Below are 18,992 nucleotides of genomic sequence, written 5' to 3' on the forward strand. Positions count from 1 at the left end.
TTCAGTTCCGGCCCGAAGTCAGTTCGATGTCCAGGCCAAGGTCAAGGGCGTTCACGCTGTGGGTCAGGCCGCCGATGGAGATCACGTCGACTCCGGCTGCCGCAATGCCGGTGACGGTATCGAGGTTGACGTTCCCGCTGGCTTCCACGATCGCCCTGCCGTCCACTTGCTTGACGCCGGCGCGCAGCTCCTCCAGGGAGAAGTTGTCCAGCATGATGGTGTCCACCCCCGCAGCCAGTACGGGTTCGATTTGTTCGGCGCTGTCCACTTCAACCTCGAAGTGCGTGGTGTGGCCAAGCTGGGCTTTGGCTGCGATCAGCAGTTCTGTCAGTTTGGTGGCGTCCCCGCCGGTCATGACGGCCAAGTGGTTGTCCTTGGCCAGTACGGCATCGGAAAGGCTGTAACGGTGGTTCGCTCCTCCACCGCAGCGCACAGCGTACCGTTCCAGCACGCGCAGCCCTGGAGTGGTCTTGCGTGTATCGGTGATCCTCGCACGGGTCCCTTCCACCAAGCGGACAAATTCCGCAGTCTTGGTGGCAATGGCACTCATGCGCTGCACAAGGTTCAGGCCCACCCGTTCGGCCATCAGTACCGACCGTGCGCTGCCGCTGACGCGCACAAGGTGCGTTCCGGCGTCGAAGGCTTCACCGTCGGCGAGCAGCAATTCCACCTCGGTGTCGGGGTCTACGATCTTCATGGCGTCGCGGAAAACAGTGCCGCCGCTGAAGACGCCTGGCACCCGGGCGTTGAGGACGGCGACCGCCCGCGCATCGGCCGGGATGAGCAGCTGGGAGGTGATGTCGCCGCTGGGAGCGTCCTCAGCAAAGGACCGCTCCAGGATGTCCAGCACAGGTGCGGCAGGAAGGGTCAGGTTAGTCATGGACGAGGCTCGCTTTCGGACTCATGGTGTAACTCTTGTCAAAATCGACGACGGCGGCGGCTTGGGCCAGGTTGTCGCTGCGGTAGTGCGCCCCCAGCGACTCCCGACGCTCCCGGGCGGCACGCACCAGCAGCTGGGCCGCCAACAACAGATTCGCGTCCTCATGCTCCCGCACCTCCAGGGAACCAGGAACATGCAATGGCAGCACTTCCTCAGCCCACGCCTCAAGCGCAGCCTCAGCCTCGGCCAGCAACACCCCACTCCGAAGCACCCCGGCCTTGGCGGTCATAAGCCGCTGCAGGACGGGCCTCGAAAACCCATCACGAGCACCCGGCCCAGCGGACAGGTCCTCCACGGCATCGAGCGCAGGCGCCAAGGGGGCTGTGGCGCTGCGGTCGTTACCAAGGAACGCTTCAACAGCCCGCCTCCCAAACACGAGTCCCTCAAGCAACGAGTTACTGGCCAACCTGTTGGCCCCCTGCACGCCGGTGCAGGCAACCTCGCCCGCCGCGTACAGGCCAGGAACGGTGGTCCGGCCATGGAGGTCGGTCACCACGCCGCCCATCCAGTAGTGCGCGGCCGGCGCCACGGGCACCGGTTCCTTTGTCCAGTCCACGCCTGCCTGCCGGGTGTGACGACTTAGTGTTGGGAAGCGCTTCTCCAGGAATCCTGAGCCGCGCAGTTCCTCAATGACCGTGGCATCGAGGAAGACGTGGCCGTTGGGGTCACCCAGCACGGCCAGGTGCAGGGCAATACTGCGGGAGACGACGTCCCGGGGCGCCAGTTCGGCGTCGGGATGGTAGCCGGGCATGAAACGGTAGCCGTTGGCGTCAACCAGGAGTGCACCTTCACCGCGGACGGCCTCGGAAATAAGCAGGGGGTGCGCATCGCCGCCGGCTGCGCCTGCTTCCGGCCCGGAGACCATGCAGGTGGGGTGGAATTGGAAGAATTCGAGATCGGCCACGGCAGCTCCGACCCGCCACGCAAGTGCCAGTCCGTCGGCCGTCGCGACGGAGGGGTTGGTGGTTTGGGCGAACAGTTGGCCGGCACCACCGGTGGCGAGGAGCACGGCGTCGCCGCGGAGGCTTTGGGGGCGTCCTTCGTGAAGGAAGTCGACGCCGGCCACGCGACCGGCGTCGGAAGCAAGGGAAGTGACCTGGGCGTGCCCGACCACCGTGATCCTCCCCTGCGCCTGGAAATCCAGCACGGAGGAGATCAATGCCGCCGCCACTCCCGCACCGGTGGCGTCCCCTCCCGTGTGGAGAATACGTGGAGCAGAATGCGCCGCCTCGAGCCCCAGCGCCGTGCCGCCGTCGTCGTCGAGGTCGAAACGAACGCCGAACCGCTCAAGCCCCGCGATGTCCATCCGCGCTTCCGAGCACAGCACCCGCACCGCCTCTTCGTTGCAGTGCCCGGCGCCTGCACGAAGGGTGTCAGCGATGTGGGCGGCCACGGTGTCACCGGGGGCAGGTTCGTCCAATACGGCTGAAATCCCGCCCTGGGCGTAGTAGGTGTTGCTGTCCGCGAGTGCGCCTTTGGTCAGCAGCACCACCTCCGCGCCGGCCTCTGCGGCGAGCAAGGCCGAGTACAGGCCGGCGATGCCGCTTCCGACGACGATCAAGCGTCCGGGCGCGGGCCTTGCGGCCGGGCTCTCTGTAGTCATGTGGGCTCGATTCGAACTAGGTGGGGTACCTGTTGCGCTATGCCGGCTTGGCGGCGAGCATGCGTTCCAGGGCAATCTTGGCGTTGTCCTGGACTGTGTCGTCCACAATGATGCGGTTGACGATGCGGCCCTCGACGAGCTCCTCAAGCACCCAGGCGAGGTAGCCAGGGTGGATGCGGTACATCGTGGAGCACGGGCAAATGACCGGATCCAGGCAGAAGATGGTGTGCTGCGGGTTCTCGGCGGCCAGCCTGTTCACCATGTTGATCTCGGTGCCGATGGCGAAGGTTGTGGGCTCGGTGGCCGCGGCAATCGCCTTCTTGATGAAATCCGTGGAGCCCGCGGAATCGGCGGCGTCCACTACCTCCATGGGGCACTCCGGGTGCACGATGACGTTGACGCCCGGAAAGTCCTGGCGGGCTTTTTCGATCTGGCCCACGTTGAAGCGCTTGTGGACGGAGCAGAAGCCGTGCCAGAGGATGACCCGTGAATCCAGCAGCGCCTGTTCGTCGTTTCCGCCCAGTTCCTTGCGCGGGTTCCACATCGGCATCTGCTCCAACGGAACACCCAGAGCCTTTGCGGTGTTGCGGCCCAGGTGCTGGTCGGGGAAAAACAGGACGCGCTGGCCGCGTTCGAAGGCCCATTCGAGGACCACTTTGGCGTTGGAGGAGGTGCAGACGATGCCGCCGTTGCGACCGCAGAATGCCTTCAGCGCCGCGGAAGAATTCATGTAAGTCACCGGGATGACCGGAACCCGGCCTGCTGCATCGGGTTCCGTGCCGAAGATTTCCTCAAGCTGCTCCCAGCACTCCTCCACGGAGTCCTCATCGGCCATGTCGGCCATGGAGCACCCGGCGGCAAGATTGGGCAGGATCACCGCTTGCTCCGGGGTGGAGAGGATGTCGGCGGTTTCGGCCATGAAGTGCACGCCGCAGAAGATGATCGCTTCGGAGTCGGGCTTGGTCAGCGCAGCGTTGGCCAGCTGGAACGAGTCACCCACGAAATCCGCATACTGGATGACTTCGTCACGCTGGTAGAAGTGGCCCAGGATGACGGCGCGGTCCCCGAGCGCCGCTTTGGCGGCCCGGATGCGGGCGTCAAGTTCGGCGTCGCTGGCTCTTTTGTACTCTTCCGGCAGCTGGCCCTGGCGCGGCGTCGCCGGCGGTGCGACGTCGTCGCTGGACGCGCCCGGACCGTAGGCGGGTGCACCGGAGAGGGCTTCGGCGAGGTCGTACTCCCACGGGCCCCTTGCCAGGGCCGGGCTGCAGGTTGATCCCGCCCGTGAGAGGCCGTTCTCGGCCTCTTCGCGGGTGATCAGCTGGACGGCGGTGTTGACGCTGCTCATGGTGTACTCCTGTTGTCTGGCCCGAGGCCGGGTGTTCCGGTGAAGCGGTAGAGGCGTGGGGGACGGTGTTTGCCGCCCTGGAGATATTCACCGGTTTCTTCTATTTCCGGCGTGGCTTTGATGTGGCGGCGGAAGTTCGCGGGATCGAGCTGGCGGTCAAGGACCGCTTCATAGACTTCACGGACCTGCGCCAAGGTGAAGTACTCCCCCAGCAGGTGGTAGGCAATGGATCCGTAGGCCATCTTGTTGCGCAGGCGCCAGAGGGCGTAGTCCACGATCGCCTTGTGGTCGAAGGCGAGGTCTCCGACCTTGTCCGCCCGGAACCACCGCACATTCTCGGATTCGTCGGCGAGCGCCGCCTCGGTTGGCTGTACCAGGGCCCAATAGACGATTGAGACAACACGCTGGCTGGGCGAGCGGTGCAGGCCACCGAAGGCGTAGAGCTGCTCCAGGTAGTGGGGCGTGAGGCCGGTGGTCTCGCGGAGGTTGCGGGAGGCTGCGTCCCGCAGTGACTCGTCGTGGGCCAAAGGGCCTCCGGGGAGGGCCCACATGGCTTTGTAGGGTTCCCTGATCCGGCGGACCAACGGGAGCCAGAGGGTGGGCCTGCCGGATTTTTCGCTGGGGCGGAGGGCGAAAATCACCGTGGAAATAGCCAACGACGGCGGCGCAAGCCGCCTTTCGGCGACGTTGGCGGAGCTTGGATTCACGGCGTACACCTCGCTTCATCGCCGCTTGAAGCAGCCCCTGAGGTTCGGACTGCGCTAGTTAAAGTCATGTTGACTAGAACTAATGGTACGACTCTGCGGCCCTCCAGCAAAATGCCATGCGTCACACGGGCTTGGCGGCAGCCTCCATCAGCGGCAGGGTCCGGCCCTGGATGTGGCTGTTCAGCACTATCACCGATGAGCACCGCACCACGGATTTGGTGGCGATCATGGCGTCCAGGACCCGCTGCATGTCGGGATTGGACCGTGCCGCAATCCGCACCATCAGGTCCGAATTGCCTGTCACGGTGTGGACTTCGATGATCTCCGGGATGGCACTCAGGCTCTCGATGATGGCGTCGTGGCCGATCTCCTGGGTGATGGTGACCGAGCAGAACGCAACCACCGGAAAGCCGAAGTTGGCCGGATCCGGCTGCGGCACCCAGGAACCAATGACCCCGTTTTCGATCATCCTGTCGATCCGGGACTGCACTGTGGCGCGCGCGACCCGGAGCACGCGGGATGCCTCCAGCACGGAGGATCGCGGCGAATCAGTGAAAAAACGTACAATTTTTGCATCAAGCGCATCGACCAGCATCAAAGTTCCTGTCCCCGGGGATCCCTACCCATCACATCGCCTAAGCAAAAAGTGATGTATCTTACAAACTGCGAGAATTATTCCACGGCTCTTGCTGCGTCGTCGACGCCCGCTTGTCCAGCCCACGAGGCGGGCACGCCAAACCCGTTTGCAATCCATAGAAGGTAGACACGTATGACAACGAAGTCCATCGCGGCTCCTGCCCCAACCTCAGGCCTTGGGCATTCGCTCAAACCGAGGCAACTGACCATGATGGGGCTCGGCAGCGCAATCGGCGCCGGCCTCTTCCTCGGTTCCGGCGCAGGCGTTCAGGCCGCGGGGCCGGCGGTCCTGATCTCGTATCTCATTGCCGGAACCTTGATCATCCTGGTGATGTGGGCCCTTGGTGAAATGGCGGCAGCAAACCCCAACAGCGGCGCCTTCTCGGTCTATGCAGAAAAGGCCATGGGCAAAACCGCAGGCGGAACCATCGGCTGGCTGTGGTGGCTGCAACTAGTGGTAGTCATTGCCGCCGAAGCACTGGGCGCTGCGGGGCTGCTCTTCTCCGTATGGCCGGTCATCCCCGTGTGGATCCTTGCCTTGGTCTTCATGGTGGTCTTCACCGGAATCAACCTGGTGGGAGTCCGGAACTTCGGCGAATTCGAGTTCTGGTTCGCCATCCTCAAGGTTGCGGCGATCGTCATCTTCCTGCTCATTGGCGCCGCACTGCTGTTCGGCTGGCTTCCGAACGTCCCCTCCCCCGGACTCTCCGCTTTCGGCGACTTCGCACCCCATGGCATCGGCGGCATGGCTGCCGCCCTGTTCGTCGTGATCTTCGCTTTCGGCGGCACGGAAATTGTCAGCGTCGCAGCAGCCGAGACGGAGAACCCCGCACACAGCGTGGGCAAGGCGATCCGCACGGTGGTCTGGCGCATCCTGGTCTTCTACATCGGGTCCGTCTTTGTCATCGCGGCGATCCTCCCCGTGGGTTCGGATGGCCTGAAGTCACCCTTTGCCGGAGTCCTCGACATCGCAGGGATTCCCGGCGCCGGAACCGCCATCACCCTGGTGGCCGTCGTAGCGCTGCTTTCGGCCTTGAACGCCAACCTTTACGGCGCATCCCGCATGATCTTCTCCCTCTCCGAGCGCGGCGAGGCACCACGGATCCTGTCGAAGCTGAACGGCGCCAAGGTGCCCGTAGCCGCCGTCGGAATCTCGGTGGCCTTTGGCTTCGTCGCCACGGTCCTCGAATTGCTGTTCCCGGAGAAAATCCTGCCCGCCCTGCTGAACCTCGTGGGTTCGACCTGCCTGGTGGTGTGGGGAACGGCGCTTGTTTCACAGTTCATCCTGCGCCGCCGGGCAGACCGCGAAGGCGTTGAGCTGCCCCTGCGCATGAAGGGCTTCCCCTACCTCACCATTGTGGGACTGGTCCTGCTGGGCATCATCTTCGTCGTCGGCTTCGCCAACCCGGAGAGTGCCGGCCAGCTCATCGGTACGTTCCTCCTTATCCTGGTGATTGCCGCCGGATGCTTCCTCAACGCCAGGGCAAAAGCCGGCAAGGAAACGCACCGCGTCGGATAGTCTTCTGTCAGCAACATCCTGGAAGCCCTGCACAGTTTGTACCGTGCAGGGCTTCTTTGCTTGTTCAACTTGTACAAAGTGTTTGCTTGGCACTGAGCTTATTGCCAAGAGCCCACGTCGGTGACTAGGGTCACAGCCATGACGACCAAACCCACGCTGGCCGCCGTCGACGACGCCGCCCCGCTCACCCACCACCAACTCCGCGAGCTCTACACGCTGATGGCAGTGGTCCGGCACCTGGACACCTCAGCGGTGGCATGGCAACGCCAGGGAATCATCCCCGGATACGCGCCCGAACTCGGGCAGGAAGCAGCCCAGGTGGGCAGCGGATACGCCGTGGACCGGAGCCGGGACTTCGTGTTCCCCACCTACCGTGAATTGGGTGTGGCTCGAGCCATGGAGCTCGACATGGTGGGCTATATGTCGACCCACAAAGCCACGTGGCACGGCGGGATGTACAACCCCATGGAATCCAGGTTCGCGCCCATCCAGGCCGTCGTGGCCGGCTCCGTCCTGCACGCCGTCGGCTGGGCCCACGGCCAGACGCTCTCCTGCCCTGACGGGGAAACGGGCGTGGCCATGACCTACTTCGGCGACGGTGCTTCCTCCCAGGGAGACGTACACGAGGCCATGAACTTCGCAGCCGTCATGAAGGCTCCGGTGGTGTTCTTCATCCAGAACAACGGCTGGGCCATCTCCGTCCCCACCGAACGCCAGGTGGCAGGAGGATCCGTGGCAGCCCGGGCGGCCGGCTACGGCATTCCGGCAGTGCAGGTCGATGGCAACGATGTCGTCGCCGTGTACGAGGCCACCCGGTCCGCCTTCGCCCACTGCCGGAACGGCAACGGTCCGGTGGTGATCGAGGCCATGACGTATCGGCGCGGACCACACTCCACCGCAGATGACCCCGGCCGCTACCGCACCCTGGAGGAGGAACGCCTGGACGCCGGCGAGGACCCCCTGGCGCGGTTCAAGCAGCGGTTGCTCAGCGACGGCGTGGCAGACGAGGCCTTCTTTGCCGAAGCTCAACGCCAGGCAGAGGAAGAAGTGGAAACCATCCGCGCCGGAATCCAGGACCTCGGCCCCCGCCCGGGCGCCGAAATGTTCGGCCTGGTTTTCCAGGAGCCAACTCCCGCCCTTCAATCCCAGGCCACCGCGTGGCGCGAGGAGTCAGAACATGTCTGAGACCATCACCGCAATGCCCTCCACGAACACTGGAGCCCCAGGCATCCAGCAACTGTCCATGCAGCAGGCCCTGAACCTGGCGCTCGATGAGGTGCTGGCTGAAAACCCCAAGTCCCTCATCTTTGGAGAGGACTGCGGCCGCCTCGGCGGCGTCTTCCGCATCACCGACGGTCTTCAGGCCAAGCATGGCGAGGACCGCGTCTTCGACACCCCGCTTGCTGAATCGGGCATCCTGGGCATGTCCGTGGGACTGGCCATGGCGGGTTTCCACCCCATTCCCGAAGTCCAGTTCGACGGTTTCGCCTATCCGGCCATCAACCAGATCATCTGCCAGATCGCCCGGATGAACTACCGAAGCCGGGGCACCGTGCCCATGCCCATCACCCTGCGCGTGCCCAGCTTCGGCGGCATCCGCGCTCCCGAGCACCACGGCGAGAGCCTGGAAGCCCTCTTTGCCCACGTGCCTGGCCTCAAGGTGGTCTCGCCGTCGAACCCGCACGATGCCTACCATCTGCTCAAGTACGCGGCCACGCGGCCGGATCCAGTGATCTTCATGGAACCGAAATCCCGCTACTGGCAGAAGGGGGCGGTGGATACGACGTCCGACGACGGCCGGCCCACCGGAGCCCGCGTGGCGCGGGAAGGCCGGCACCTGACACTCGTCGCCTGGGGCGCCATGGTGTCCCGCTGCCTCCAAGTCGCTGAGCTCGCCGCAGAGGACGGGATCGACGTCGAAGTCCTCGACCTGCGCTGGCTGAAGCCGATCGACGCCGAGGCTTTGGCGAGGTCCGTGGGAAAGACGCGGCGCGCCGTCGTCGTCCATGAAGCCCCCTTGACCTCAGGCCTTGGCGCCGAAGTCGCCCAGCTCATCACCCAACAGTGCTTCGACACGTTGAAGGCCCCGGTGGAACGCGTCACCGGCTTTGACGTGCCCTACCCCTCCGGTGACCTGGAGGACGAATACATTCCCAACATCGACCGCATCCTCTTTGGGATCCAACGAGTACTGGAGTACCGCCGTGGCTGAAATTTCCTTTCCTCTTCCGGATTTGGGCGAAGGCCTCATCGAGGCCACTGTGCTGGACTGGCTGGTGGAACCGGGACAGCAGGTTGAACGCAACCAACCGATCGTTGAGCTGGAAACAAGCAAGTCCGCACTCGAATTGCCGAGCCCCCAGGCGGGTAAAGTTGTCCGTATTCACGGAGCGCCCGGGGAAACCATCAACGTGGGCGCCCCGCTGATCGTGTTCGAGGTTCCGGACGATACCGCCGGAATCGTGGGCACTGTTCCGAAGGACGAAGCACCCAAGCGCCGGGTCCGCCTGAGCGCCGTACTCGATGAGGACTGACATGATGACCGGCAGGCACACCGTGGAACAGCACAGACACACCGTGGAAGGTACGGATCCTGGACTGTTCGTGGAAGTTCATGAGCCGGCTGCCGACGCCGGGCTCCGACCCGTCCTGCTGATTCATGGCTTCTCCTCCTCCAGCAAGCTGAACTGGGCAGACAGCGGCTGGATCACCACTCTTCAGGAAGCCGGGCGCCGGATCATCACCGTGGACCTTCCGGGACACGGCCGGAGCCACTCCCCCGAAGACCTGGATTCCTACACGCCAAGCCGGATCCGCGCGGACCTCCTGCAGATAGTGACCGACGCCGGAGCCCGGCCCCTGCGCGACGGCGACCCCTCCACCGGGCTGGACGTCATCGGCTACTCGCTGGGATCCCGGCTGGCGTGGGAATTCGGTGCCACGCAGCCGGACCTGGTGCACAGGATTGTCCTGGGCGGACCAAGCTCAGCTGACCCCTTGGCCGCCTTCGACCTCGCTGCTGCCCAAAGGCACCTCGCTGACGGCACTCCCATCGAGGACGAATCGACCAACGGGCTCTTGAAGATGGCCCAGCTGCTGCCCAGCAACAACCTGTTCGCCATGTTGTCCCTGATTGAGGCCATCAAGGGCGAGCCGTTCGATCCCGCTGAGGCGGCCCCGCACATGCCGCTCCTGCTGGTCGCCGGTGAAAAGGATGAACGGGCAGCAACCATGCCGGAGCTGGCCGCCATGGCAGCAAAACGCGGCGGGCTGGCGGAAACCCTGGTTATCCCGGGGCGCACGCATACCAACGTAATCACCAGCAGGGCCTTCAAGGAGGCCGCCATCGAGTTCCTGGGAGTCTAGTCTCCAACCGCCGAACGGCTGGTCCCTTAGCGGGCCAGCCGTTCGGCGTTAAGGCTCATGCGCTCCAGGACACTGACGGCCATGGCGTATTCGTCGATGCCGATACCCATGGAGAGATCGTGGCGGGCATCTTCCACCAGCTGCTGCGCCTGGTGGTACCTCTCCCGCCCACGCTCACTCAGTGCCAGGCGGTCATCGATCATGGTGATCATTCCGTGTCCCACCAAGGCGGCAAGTTCACGCTCACGCAGGCGGTCATCGCCACCCCACAAAGGCTTCAGCACTTCTTCGAGCTGGTCCGGAAGCATGGCACCATCTGCCAGCGTGGCCAGGGTCTGCCATTGTCGGCGGGTCAGCTTGATCCGCGCCAGCGTGCGATCCAACTGGACCTCCAGCGCCGCGTCCAGCCTCTTGATCCAATATCCGATGGGCTTGTTCACAAGGCCATGCTTTCAGTGGAGGGGGCGGTGGGCAAGGTGCGGAAGGTAGGCTTGGGAGAGCACTGGAAGACGTGGAAGTGGAGCAGATGGGCATGCGTTTCAAGGACCGGCCGGAAGCCGGTCGGCGCCTGGCTGAAGCACTCCCGCAGTTGAGGGAGCGTCCCGATGCCATCGTCCTGGGTCTCGCCCGGGGAGGTGTCCCTGTGGCCGCCGCAGCAGCCTCGGAACTTTACCTGCCCTTCGGAGCCGTACTCGTGCGCAAACTCGGTATCCCGGGCAGGGATGAAACTGCTTTCGGCGCATTGGCGTGGTCAGGTGGCGATGTGCTCCGGATCATCAACAGGCCGCTCCGGGAACTCATCCTCGCCCGCGGTATCCCGCAGTCGGCCTTGGACACTGTGGAAGCCCACGAACGTTCCGAGCTGCTCCGCCGGGCCACGGAGTATCCGGGGACCAGCCACGATCTCCGCGGGAAGACCGTCGTCCTGGCAGACGACGGCCTTGCAACCGGGGCCACCATGCGCGCCGCTGTGGAAGCCGTCAGGGCAGGCGGAGCGAAGACCGTGATCGCCGCTGTTCCAGTGGCGTCTTTGGAGGCCTCATCATCACTGGCGCGGGTTTGCGACATCGTCATGGCCCTCCACACCCCGGGCAAGTTTCATGCAGTGGGCGCTTTCTACCAGCACTTCGAGCAATTGACGGACGAGGACGTCATGGACTTGTTGAAGGGTGCTGCGGCCAAAGGACAGAGCCAGCAGCTTCGTCCGCGCGTAGGGCCCACGTCGGGCGGCGGTAGTTGAAGGAACCGCGCCGATTTCATGTGTCCGGACGTTCGTTGTAAATCCTGAGCCCTCTCCACATCAAAAGCGCCAAAGCTGCTACGAGGATGCCAACACCGGCTTTCATCACCAAGGGCCCAAGGCTGCCCGGCAAGGCATACATGTCGAGTATCCAACCGACCAGGATCATCAACAGCCCGATACTCAGGCCGGCATTGCTTATTTTCTTCATTAAGTCCCCCAAAGATTTGATGAGTTCATTCCTCACAGCACCATCTTGGAGTGCCTGCCTACATGCAAAAATGACGCAGCTCGACTGGGATCTTTCGAACAGTGCTTGATCGAATCTGCCGTTGCCCCATGGAGCTTCCGTTTCCAGCGCGAAGCAAGAGGGGCGCAGCCGTGACGACTGCGCCCCTCTTTGCCTTGGCTGCTAGTGGTGCACGCTGTAACCAAGCGGGCGGCCTCGGGTTTCCTTGGCGAGGATCACGCCGACTGCCGAGATGATGCACAGCCCCATGATGTAGAGGCCCACCGACCCGGACCACTTGGTGGAGTCCAGCAAGGCCTGGGCAATCAAGGGCGCAAATGCACCACCCAGAATGGCGCCCAGGGCATAACCGATCGAGATGCCCGAGTAGCGCACCTGGGCCGGGAACATTTCTGCGTACATGGCGGACATCGGACCGTAGGAAAGCCCAAGGCCGATGGTCAGGATGAACAAGGCCGTTCCGTAAAGGAAAATGTCCTTGCTGTCGATCAGGACGAACATGGGGATCATCCAGGCAAACACCAAGCCGTAACCGATCAGGAACGTCTTCACGCGACCGATCTTGTCGGAGAGCCAACCACCCACCATGGTGAAGATGAGCCAGCCGAAGGAGGCGATGGTGGTGGCCAGCAAGACCTGGGGCGCCGGCATCTTCAGTGCCTTGGTGGCGTAGGAGATGAAGAAGGCAATGAGCAGGTAGCCTGCGGCGTTGTTGGCGATGAAGATCAGGGCAGCGAGAACAACTTCCTTCTTGTTCCGGCGGAAGAGTTCACCGAGGGGTGCCTTGCTCTCGGCCTTGCGCTGGGAAAGCTCCTTGAAGACCGGGCTCTCACCAACCGCGCGACGGATCAAGTAGCCCACCACGATCAGGACCACCGACAGCAGGAACGGCACCCGCCAGCCCCAGGCCGTGAACGCCTCCTTCGACATGCCCGACTGCAGGAAGAACAACAGTCCCGTGGCGAGGATCATGCCGATCGGCACGCCAATCTGGGGGTAGGCGCCAAAGAGCCCGCGCTTCTTGATGGGGGCGTGCTCCACGGCCATCAGGGCCGCTCCGCCCCATTCGCCGCCGGCCGAGAAGCCCTGGACCACGCGGAGGAAAATCAGCAGCACAGGCGCCCAAAGACCGATCGTCTCGTACGTGGGAAGAACACCGATCAGCGCCGTAGCCGCTCCCATCATGACCAGCGTCATGACCAGCACGGCCTTGCGTCCCATCTTGTCGCCCAGGTGGCCTGCCACGAACGCGCCGAGGGGGCGGAAGAGGAAACTGATGCCGATGGTGGCGAAGGACAGGAGCTGGGCGACTCCCGGGTTGGACTTTTCCAGGGGAGAAAGGAACAACGGTGCCAGCAGTGTGGCTGTGAGCTGGGCGAAGATGAAGAAGTCGTACCACTCGATGGTGGTGCCCACCAGGGTTCCCGCCAGCACCCGGCGCTCTTCGCGCTTGCTGCTTGGGCCCGTCGGCGAGTCGACAGTGGAAGTTGCGGTCATTGGAACTCCATTGGGTGAGGATGCGATGCGAGACGTGCATAACCGACAGAACGGTCAGTTAGGAAAGAATACTACAGGCTGTGACCCAAAGCACAGCCATGCCAACACGCCGCCAACATAGGATGGTTCGCATGAATCCACGCAGCGGCGTCAACAGCCAGCAGCAAGCGGGGACCCAAGTCCCGCCGTCGCAAACACTCTCCCGCGGAATCCGCGCCCTGGAGATCCTCGCCGCAGCCGATCGCCCCCTCAGCATCGGGGAACTCACCGAAGCCCTGGGTGTTCACCGCTCCGTCGCCTACCGGATTCTCCGGACCCTGGAGGACCACTCCCTGCTGGTCCGCGACGACTCCGGACGGGTCCAGCCCGGCCCTGGCCTTTCCGTCCTGGCCAGCGGAGTCTCAAGGAACCTGCAAACCGCCGCGTTGCCCGAGCTCACGCAGTTGGCCAACACCCTGCACATGACAGCCTTCATCGCTGTATGGGACCACCAGGAATGCGTCACCCTGGTGACGGTTGAACCGCGCCACACCGGCGCGGCCCTCGCGCAACATCCCGGGAGTCGGCACCCCGTCAGCACGGGCGCCCCCGGCATTGCCATTCAATCAACCATGACCGAAGAACGTTGGCAGCAGGTGGGAGCAGGCAACCCGTACCGGCCTGAAGCCCATGAAGCCCGACGGATCGGCTACGCCACCAGCCATGATGAAGTAGTCGCCGGATTGTCCTCCATTGCCGCCCCCATCAAGGTTCCGGGCGGGCGGCCGGCCGCGATCGCCGTCGTCTATATCCGGCTTGACCAGGACGCCGACGAGGTGGGCCAGGCCTTGGCGGCCAGTGCGGCACGTATCGAAAGCCAACTGGCCTGAGGTCATTCGTTCCACGCCAAGGAGTGTGCCCCGGCACACAAGACTGAGGGCCGGCGGATCTCGAATACTCGACGAAGGACAGGACCGCCTTGGCCTGGCCTTGTTCGAGTTTCGGAAGGAACCCCATGAGCCTGAATCTTCTTGACACCTCCAACTGGCTGCCCCTGGACGGCCTGGCGCCCGGCTTCGATGCCAACAAGGCGCCCACCGTCCAGGATTTGGCGGGCAAGGAACTGACGGTGGTCGGCGACGGCGGCCCAATGACTTTCAGCTTCGGCGAAGAAGAAGTCACGTGGACAGCCGCAGGCTACACGGGCACCTCGACCCACGAGGTCTTCAAGGTTGCCGAGGACCTCTACTATGCGCAGTGGCACAGCAGTTTTGATGCTGGACTCGCGGTCTCGCTCATTGCGGACCTGGCCAACGGCCGCGCCCTGTACATCGGCGCGCAGCTGGGCCGGGCAACCGCGGGGGCCACGGCCGTGCAGCATGATTTCCGGGTCGGCACGCTGGAGGGCTTCACAGCCAGAGGTGACGCCATCGGGGAAAGCACCGGCTTGATCGGGCGCCGCGTCGAATGGATTTACAGCCCGGTCCACGCCTACGAGCACGTCTACCTGAGCCCCACCTGGTACACGTGGCAGTGCCTGGCAGGTCCGGAGCAAGGCTTGGCGGACACCGATTCCAACACAGTTTTACAGGTCAGGCCGGGCATTTTCGTGTTCACGTGGCGCGAGAAGGTGATTCCGTGCGGATCGGTGACCATTGCCGATCACCGCGACCTCAACGCCATCCGTTCCCACGGCAGCCTGTTCGGTTGGGACGAAGCCGGCGTCGATCCGGTCCACTTCACGTTCGGAGCGCATGGCCGCTTGATCAGCGTCAGCCACCACAGCCCCGAATTGAATCCCGCAATCTAAGCACCCACAACGCGGAAGCGTCCCCGGCAGAACCTGCCGGGGACGCTTTCGTTTCGGAACGGTTCAGTCTTCCGAGCCGTGGCCAATCCGTGCGTACAACGCCGGCTGCGAGCGCCGGAGGCACAAGCCCCAGATGATGCCCGCCACGCCCGGCAGCAGGACCAACAGGGGCAGGACAAAGCTGGCAGCGGTGGACTCCGACTGGCCCAGCAACACGTTGAAGTTGGACACAATCAGCACCAGGACGAGGGCCAGCAGGACGAAGCCCAGGCCCGGCGCAACCAACCGTACCCAGAGGCTTGCACCATGCCCGTTCTTTCGGAAGAAGCCGATCACGGCCACGGAAACAACGGTCATCAGAAGCACCAGCCCAAGGGCGCCGCTGTTGGTCAGCCACGTGAACATGGTCAGGACGGGGTACAGTTCGCCGAGTTCGGAACCGGAGCCCGCGACCGCAAAGCCAATGGTTACGACGACGGCGATCACCGTCTGCGCGAGCGAACCTGCGAACGGCGCGCCACTTTCCGCACGCACCTTGGCCAGCGCTCCCGGAAGGACCCGTTCGCGGCCAAGGGAGAAGAAGTACCGCGCCACCGCGTTATGGAAGCTCACGAGGGCCGCAAAAAGGCTGGTGACAAACAGGAGTTGCGCGATGTCGCTCAGGAGCAACCCACCGTGTTCGCCGAGGAAGGCGAAAATCATGTCCGGGCCACTGGTGGCAGCGGTCTCGACCACTGCGGAGGGGCCCGTTCCCACAGTCATGGCCCAGGCTGAAACAGCATAGAAAACAGCGATGATGCCCACCGCCGCAAAGGTGGCCCGGGCGACGGTGCGCTGCGGGTCCTTGGACTCTTCGCCGTAAATTGCGGCGGATTCAAATCCCATGAAGGCGGCAATGCCGAAGGACAGGACCGCGCCCACGCCTGGGACGAACAGGCTGTCCGGGCTGAAGCTCGCTGCACTGACACCTTCGGGAGCCACTGCCAGGCTCATGACGTCGTAAATGATGACCACCAGGAACTCCAGGGCCACCAGGACACCAAGGACCTTCGCGGACAGATCCACCCTGTTGACCCCGAGCCACCCCACGATGGCGATGCACACCAGCACCGGGACCCACCAAGGAACGCTGACGCCCAGCCGCGCCGACAACAGCGAAGAAACCGTGAAGCCAAACAAGCCGTAGATGCCTACCTGCATCAGGTTGTACGCCATCAGGGCTATCAACGAAGCCCCGACACCGGCCGGCCGCGAAATGCCTTGGGCGATGTAGGCGTAGAAGGCGCCCGCGTTGGTAACGTACCGGCTCATCGCCGCGTAACCGACGGCGAACAGCGCCAGGATGGCACCCAACACCAGGAAGGACAATGGCACGCCGGTCACTCCGGTTACGCCGAAAGTGGTGGTGACTCCCCCAGCCAGAACGGTCAGCGGCGCAGAGGCCGCGATAATCATGAAGGTCACAGCCGGTACGCCCAACCGCCGCTTGGTGCTGACGGTGCCGGCGGTCCTGCCTTTGACGGGATTGTCCACGCTCATAGTGTGCTCCTGCTCCTGCCTCGGTGCCGCGGGAGAAGGGCGCGGCACGTAGTGTTTCCGCAATCTTCCACCGCCGGAACACTGCGTGACTTGTCTCACACGGCAGGGTATTTGTCAGAGCACGCACGCCGTTTCCGACGGGGACGACCGGTGTAGAATCGTGGGCAAGCTCACGAAGGGAGTCCGATGACCGTCGCAGCTCACACGGACCCCGCAACCGTTCAAACCATCGTCGCGGAGTCGTTCCAGGAATGGAGCCGGGCCATCTCTGCGTCCTTCGTTCCCTTGGCTGCAACCGGCCCGAGGGACTCGGCTTTCCACGGCGTGATGCGGGCCCGGGTACTGGGCCAGATCTCGGTGGTGGAAGTTACCGCGGGACCGCATACTGTCCTGCGCACTCCGGAGTTGATCGCCGGATCCACGGGCCGCTTCTTCAAGCTCAGCATCCAACTGGCTGGCTCGGGCCGGCTGGTCCAGGACGAACGGGAGGCGGTGCTTCGCCCGGGCGATCTGTCCATCTACGACACCTCCCGCCCCTACCAGCTCACTTTCGACGACGACTTCCGCACCTTGGTGCTGATGTTCCCGCACGTGCTGCTCGACTTGCCGGCGGAGGCCATGGGACACGTGACTGCGCTACGGATACCGGGCGACCAAGGCCTGGGGGAACTGATCAGTCCGTTCCTGGTGAAGCTCGCCGACAACCTCGAAGCCCTCTCCGGCGCCAATGGCCTGCGGCTGGTCCATAACGCCCTGGACCTGGTAACTACGCTGTTCAACGGCGAACTCGACCAACTCATCGAAACCGGTAGGGACCCGCACCTGCTGCTCCTCGGCCGTATCCACGATTACATCGAAGCCAATCTCGGAGATCCCGAACTCTCCCCCGGCACCATCGCCGCAGCGCACTATATCTCCACTCGGCACCTCCACGACCTCTTCCAGGAAATCGGCACCACCGTGGCATCGTCCATCCGGCAGCGGCGGCTTGAACGGTGCCGGCGCGACTTGAGGGACCCGGTACTCGCAGACCGTCCCGTCACCGCCATCGCTGCCCGGTGGGGCTTCACCGACGCCGCCCACTTCAGCAGGATCTTCCGGGCAGCCTTCGGCAACTCCCCCACTGGCTACCGGAACAGCGCGTAGCATCTGCGCTGTTGCCCGTGCAGGGCCGCTTTTTGGAGTGGCTAGGACTGGGGACGGCGCTTCATGACCAGCCAGGTGACGGCACCCAGCAGCAGAAGACCAGCTGCGGCACCCATGGAGACCCCGAACGCAGCCGCCGCCCCCTGGGTTTGCGCGAGTTGGCCCGCCAGGTAGGATCCCAGCGCCGTGCCCGCCACGATTCCGCTGGCCAGGGCCGTCATGACCGTAGCCATGCGGCCGGCCGGAGCCACGACACCGCCGATACTGAAGACCGTGACCATCACCGGACCCACGGGGATGCCAAGGAGCAGCAGGACAAACACCATCGGCCAGATGCCCGACGGCAGGAACAGCAACGCCGACAGGCCCGTCATGGCCAATGCGGCGGCAACCCACCGTGAGGCGAGGCTGAAACGCTGCGGCCAAAAAGCGACGGACAGGGCCGCAACGGCCGAGCTAAGGCCCATCACCGCGTACAGGAGTCCAGCGATCTCGGCCGTCGCGTACTGGGCGGAATAGGCGCTGAGCGCATTCTGGGTGGCACCGAAGAATGTGCCCATACACACCATCGCCACCACGGGAACTGCCACCACGGCACCTGACCATCGGCTGCGGCGCGTAAGTGCTGTTTCCTGTTCGACGGAACTTTCGACGCCGGCACGCGGCACCCGCGGTGCGGGCACCACGGCCAACTGGCTGGGGTGCACCGCAAAGGCTGGAACCAGCGTGATTGTCATCAGTGCTGCCAGGGCGAGGGGCAACCACGGCGCCACGAGGCTTGCAAGCAGACCCACCAAAGCCGGTCCCAGGACAAAGGTGATCTCATCGGCGGTGCCTTCATAGGACAGGGCCGTGTCCAGGTCGGCCCTGTTGGAGGCCACGCTTCTGCTGCCTCCGGTTGCGGCCGGTGAGAGGTTCCTGGTGGTCAACGCCATCCACCGGACACGGGCCATGGGGCCTACCTGCGGGCAGCTGGCACCGGCCAGGAAGGCCGCGATGAGCACTCCCACAGCATCTGCCGGCGAGCCGTAAGCCGGGGTGAGGTAGGCCGCAGCCAAGAGAGCGGCCACGGCGAGGGTGTTGACCACTGCTGCGACAAGGAGCACAACCCTCTGGCCTGCGCGGTCCGCCAGTGAACCAAGGACAGGTGCTCCGAGGGCCGACCCGATGCCAACAGCTCCGGCGGCCATGCCACCGACGGCGTAAGAGTGGCTGACTGCCGTGATCAGGGTCAGGGTGCCCACGGTCAGCATGGCCAGGGGCAGTCTTGCGAAAAGCCCCAACGGCAGGAATCCGGGTCCGGCCAGTTCAGGAAGCCGGGCGAATCGGCCTGGCAAGCGTGAGCGGCGGAGGGCCGCGGGTGAATCGGGCTTAGGGGCCACAGTAGATTTTTCCATTAATCCGGGTTCGCTAAA

Annotated in this window: 19 protein-coding genes; 9 read left to right on the forward strand and 10 right to left on the reverse strand. The window is 64.1% G+C overall.

Annotation, left to right across the window (positions count from 1 at the left end):
- Position 1 precedes the first annotated feature (1 nt).
- From nadC to N5P29_RS12895, 5 genes are all read right to left on the reverse strand, one after another.
- Positions 2 to 880 (reverse strand): carboxylating nicotinate-nucleotide diphosphorylase, encoded by an 879-nt coding sequence (gene nadC, locus N5P29_RS12875; protein WP_262275312.1) that lies wholly within the window; start codon positions 878 to 880, stop codon positions 2 to 4.
- Positions 873 to 2,543 carry an L-aspartate oxidase gene (gene nadB, locus N5P29_RS12880; protein WP_262275313.1) on the reverse strand — a complete coding sequence of 557 codons (1,671 nt, stop codon included), beginning with the start codon at positions 2,541 to 2,543 and terminating at the stop codon, positions 873 to 875. The genes nadC and nadB overlap by 8 nt, the downstream gene beginning before the upstream one ends.
- A gap of 37 nt (positions 2,544 to 2,580) precedes the next feature.
- Complete coding sequence (gene nadA / locus N5P29_RS12885; protein WP_262275314.1) at positions 2,581 to 3,888, reverse strand: quinolinate synthase NadA; 1,308 nt, start codon at positions 3,886 to 3,888, stop codon at positions 2,581 to 2,583.
- Positions 3,885 to 4,604 carry an NUDIX hydrolase gene (locus N5P29_RS12890; protein WP_262275315.1) on the reverse strand — a complete coding sequence of 240 codons (720 nt, stop codon included), beginning with the start codon at positions 4,602 to 4,604 and terminating at the stop codon, positions 3,885 to 3,887. The genes nadA and N5P29_RS12890 overlap by 4 nt, the downstream gene beginning before the upstream one ends.
- A 112-nt stretch (positions 4,605 to 4,716) precedes the next feature.
- A complete protein-coding gene (locus tag N5P29_RS12895; RefSeq protein WP_014922130.1) occupies positions 4,717 to 5,190 on the reverse strand; it encodes an Lrp/AsnC family transcriptional regulator in 474 nt (157 codons plus the stop codon).
- A 174-nt stretch (positions 5,191 to 5,364) separates the two neighbouring features.
- Between N5P29_RS12895 and N5P29_RS12900 the strand changes: the two genes are divergently transcribed.
- The 5 genes from N5P29_RS12900 (at position 5,365) to N5P29_RS12920 (ending at position 10,116) form a co-directional block, all read left to right on the forward strand.
- On the forward strand, positions 5,365 to 6,750 hold the full coding sequence (locus N5P29_RS12900) for an amino acid permease (RefSeq protein ID WP_262275316.1): 1,386 nt from the start codon (positions 5,365 to 5,367) through the stop codon (positions 6,748 to 6,750).
- Positions 6,751 to 6,888: 138 nt separating this feature from the next.
- Entirely contained in the window at positions 6,889 to 7,935 is a 1,047-nt protein-coding gene (locus N5P29_RS12905) for a thiamine pyrophosphate-dependent enzyme (RefSeq protein WP_262275317.1), read from the forward strand.
- Positions 7,928 to 8,962, forward strand: coding sequence for an alpha-ketoacid dehydrogenase subunit beta (locus N5P29_RS12910; RefSeq protein WP_262275318.1), 1,035 nt, complete (start codon positions 7,928 to 7,930; stop codon positions 8,960 to 8,962). The genes N5P29_RS12905 and N5P29_RS12910 overlap by 8 nt, the downstream gene beginning before the upstream one ends.
- Complete coding sequence (locus N5P29_RS12915; protein ID WP_018776287.1) at positions 8,955 to 9,284, forward strand: biotin/lipoyl-containing protein; 330 nt, start codon at positions 8,955 to 8,957, stop codon at positions 9,282 to 9,284. Before N5P29_RS12910 ends, N5P29_RS12915 begins: the two co-directional genes overlap by 8 nt.
- A gap of 1 nt (position 9,285) precedes the next feature.
- Entirely contained in the window at positions 9,286 to 10,116 is an 831-nt protein-coding gene (locus N5P29_RS12920) for an alpha/beta fold hydrolase (protein WP_262275319.1), read from the forward strand.
- Between the two features lie 26 nt (positions 10,117 to 10,142).
- Here the strand turns inward: N5P29_RS12920 and N5P29_RS12925 are convergent, their stop codons facing one another.
- Complete coding sequence (locus tag N5P29_RS12925; RefSeq protein ID WP_262275320.1) at positions 10,143 to 10,556, reverse strand: winged helix DNA-binding protein; 414 nt, start codon at positions 10,554 to 10,556, stop codon at positions 10,143 to 10,145.
- Positions 10,557 to 10,642: 86 nt separating this feature from the next.
- Here N5P29_RS12925 and N5P29_RS12930 point away from each other — a divergent pair, with 86 nt between their 5' ends.
- Entirely contained in the window at positions 10,643 to 11,356 is a 714-nt protein-coding gene (locus N5P29_RS12930; protein ID WP_262278576.1) for a phosphoribosyltransferase, read from the forward strand.
- A 16-nt stretch (positions 11,357 to 11,372) separates the two neighbouring features.
- On the opposite strand, the gene N5P29_RS12935 is transcribed toward N5P29_RS12930, so the two are convergent.
- Together N5P29_RS12935 and N5P29_RS12940 are read right to left on the reverse strand one after the other, a co-directional pair.
- Positions 11,373 to 11,603, reverse strand: a complete 231-nt coding sequence (locus N5P29_RS12935; protein ID WP_262275321.1) for a hypothetical protein — start codon at positions 11,601 to 11,603, stop codon at positions 11,373 to 11,375.
- A 165-nt stretch (positions 11,604 to 11,768) separates the two neighbouring features.
- Complete coding sequence (locus N5P29_RS12940; protein ID WP_262275322.1) at positions 11,769 to 13,103, reverse strand: MFS transporter; 1,335 nt, start codon at positions 13,101 to 13,103, stop codon at positions 11,769 to 11,771.
- A 122-nt stretch (positions 13,104 to 13,225) separates the two neighbouring features.
- Here N5P29_RS12940 and N5P29_RS12945 point away from each other — a divergent pair, with 122 nt between their 5' ends.
- Positions 13,226 to 13,972, forward strand: a complete 747-nt coding sequence (locus N5P29_RS12945; RefSeq protein ID WP_410007923.1) for an IclR family transcriptional regulator — start codon at positions 13,226 to 13,228, stop codon at positions 13,970 to 13,972.
- 125 nt (positions 13,973 to 14,097) lie between these two features.
- Positions 14,098 to 14,892 (forward strand): MoaF C-terminal domain-containing protein, encoded by a 795-nt coding sequence (locus N5P29_RS12950; RefSeq protein ID WP_262275324.1) that lies wholly within the window; start codon positions 14,098 to 14,100, stop codon positions 14,890 to 14,892.
- A gap of 63 nt (positions 14,893 to 14,955) precedes the next feature.
- Here the strand turns inward: N5P29_RS12950 and N5P29_RS12955 are convergent, their stop codons facing one another.
- Positions 14,956 to 16,431, reverse strand: coding sequence for an APC family permease (locus tag N5P29_RS12955; protein WP_262275325.1), 1,476 nt, complete (start codon positions 16,429 to 16,431; stop codon positions 14,956 to 14,958).
- Between the two features lie 186 nt (positions 16,432 to 16,617).
- Between N5P29_RS12955 and N5P29_RS12960 the strand changes: the two genes are divergently transcribed.
- On the forward strand, positions 16,618 to 17,577 hold the full coding sequence (locus N5P29_RS12960; RefSeq protein WP_262275326.1) for an AraC-like ligand-binding domain-containing protein: 960 nt from the start codon (positions 16,618 to 16,620) through the stop codon (positions 17,575 to 17,577).
- 41 nt (positions 17,578 to 17,618) lie between these two features.
- Here N5P29_RS12960 and N5P29_RS12965 read toward each other — a convergent pair whose 3' ends face one another.
- Positions 17,619 to 18,974: an MFS transporter gene (locus N5P29_RS12965; RefSeq protein WP_262275327.1), complete on the reverse strand. Its 1,356-nt coding sequence runs from the start codon at positions 18,972 to 18,974 to the stop codon at positions 17,619 to 17,621.
- Between the last annotated feature and the right edge of the window lie 18 nt (positions 18,975 to 18,992).

This window comes from Paenarthrobacter sp. JL.01a, assembly GCF_025452095.1.
In the GTDB taxonomy this organism is placed as follows: domain Bacteria; phylum Actinomycetota; class Actinomycetes; order Actinomycetales; family Micrococcaceae; genus Arthrobacter.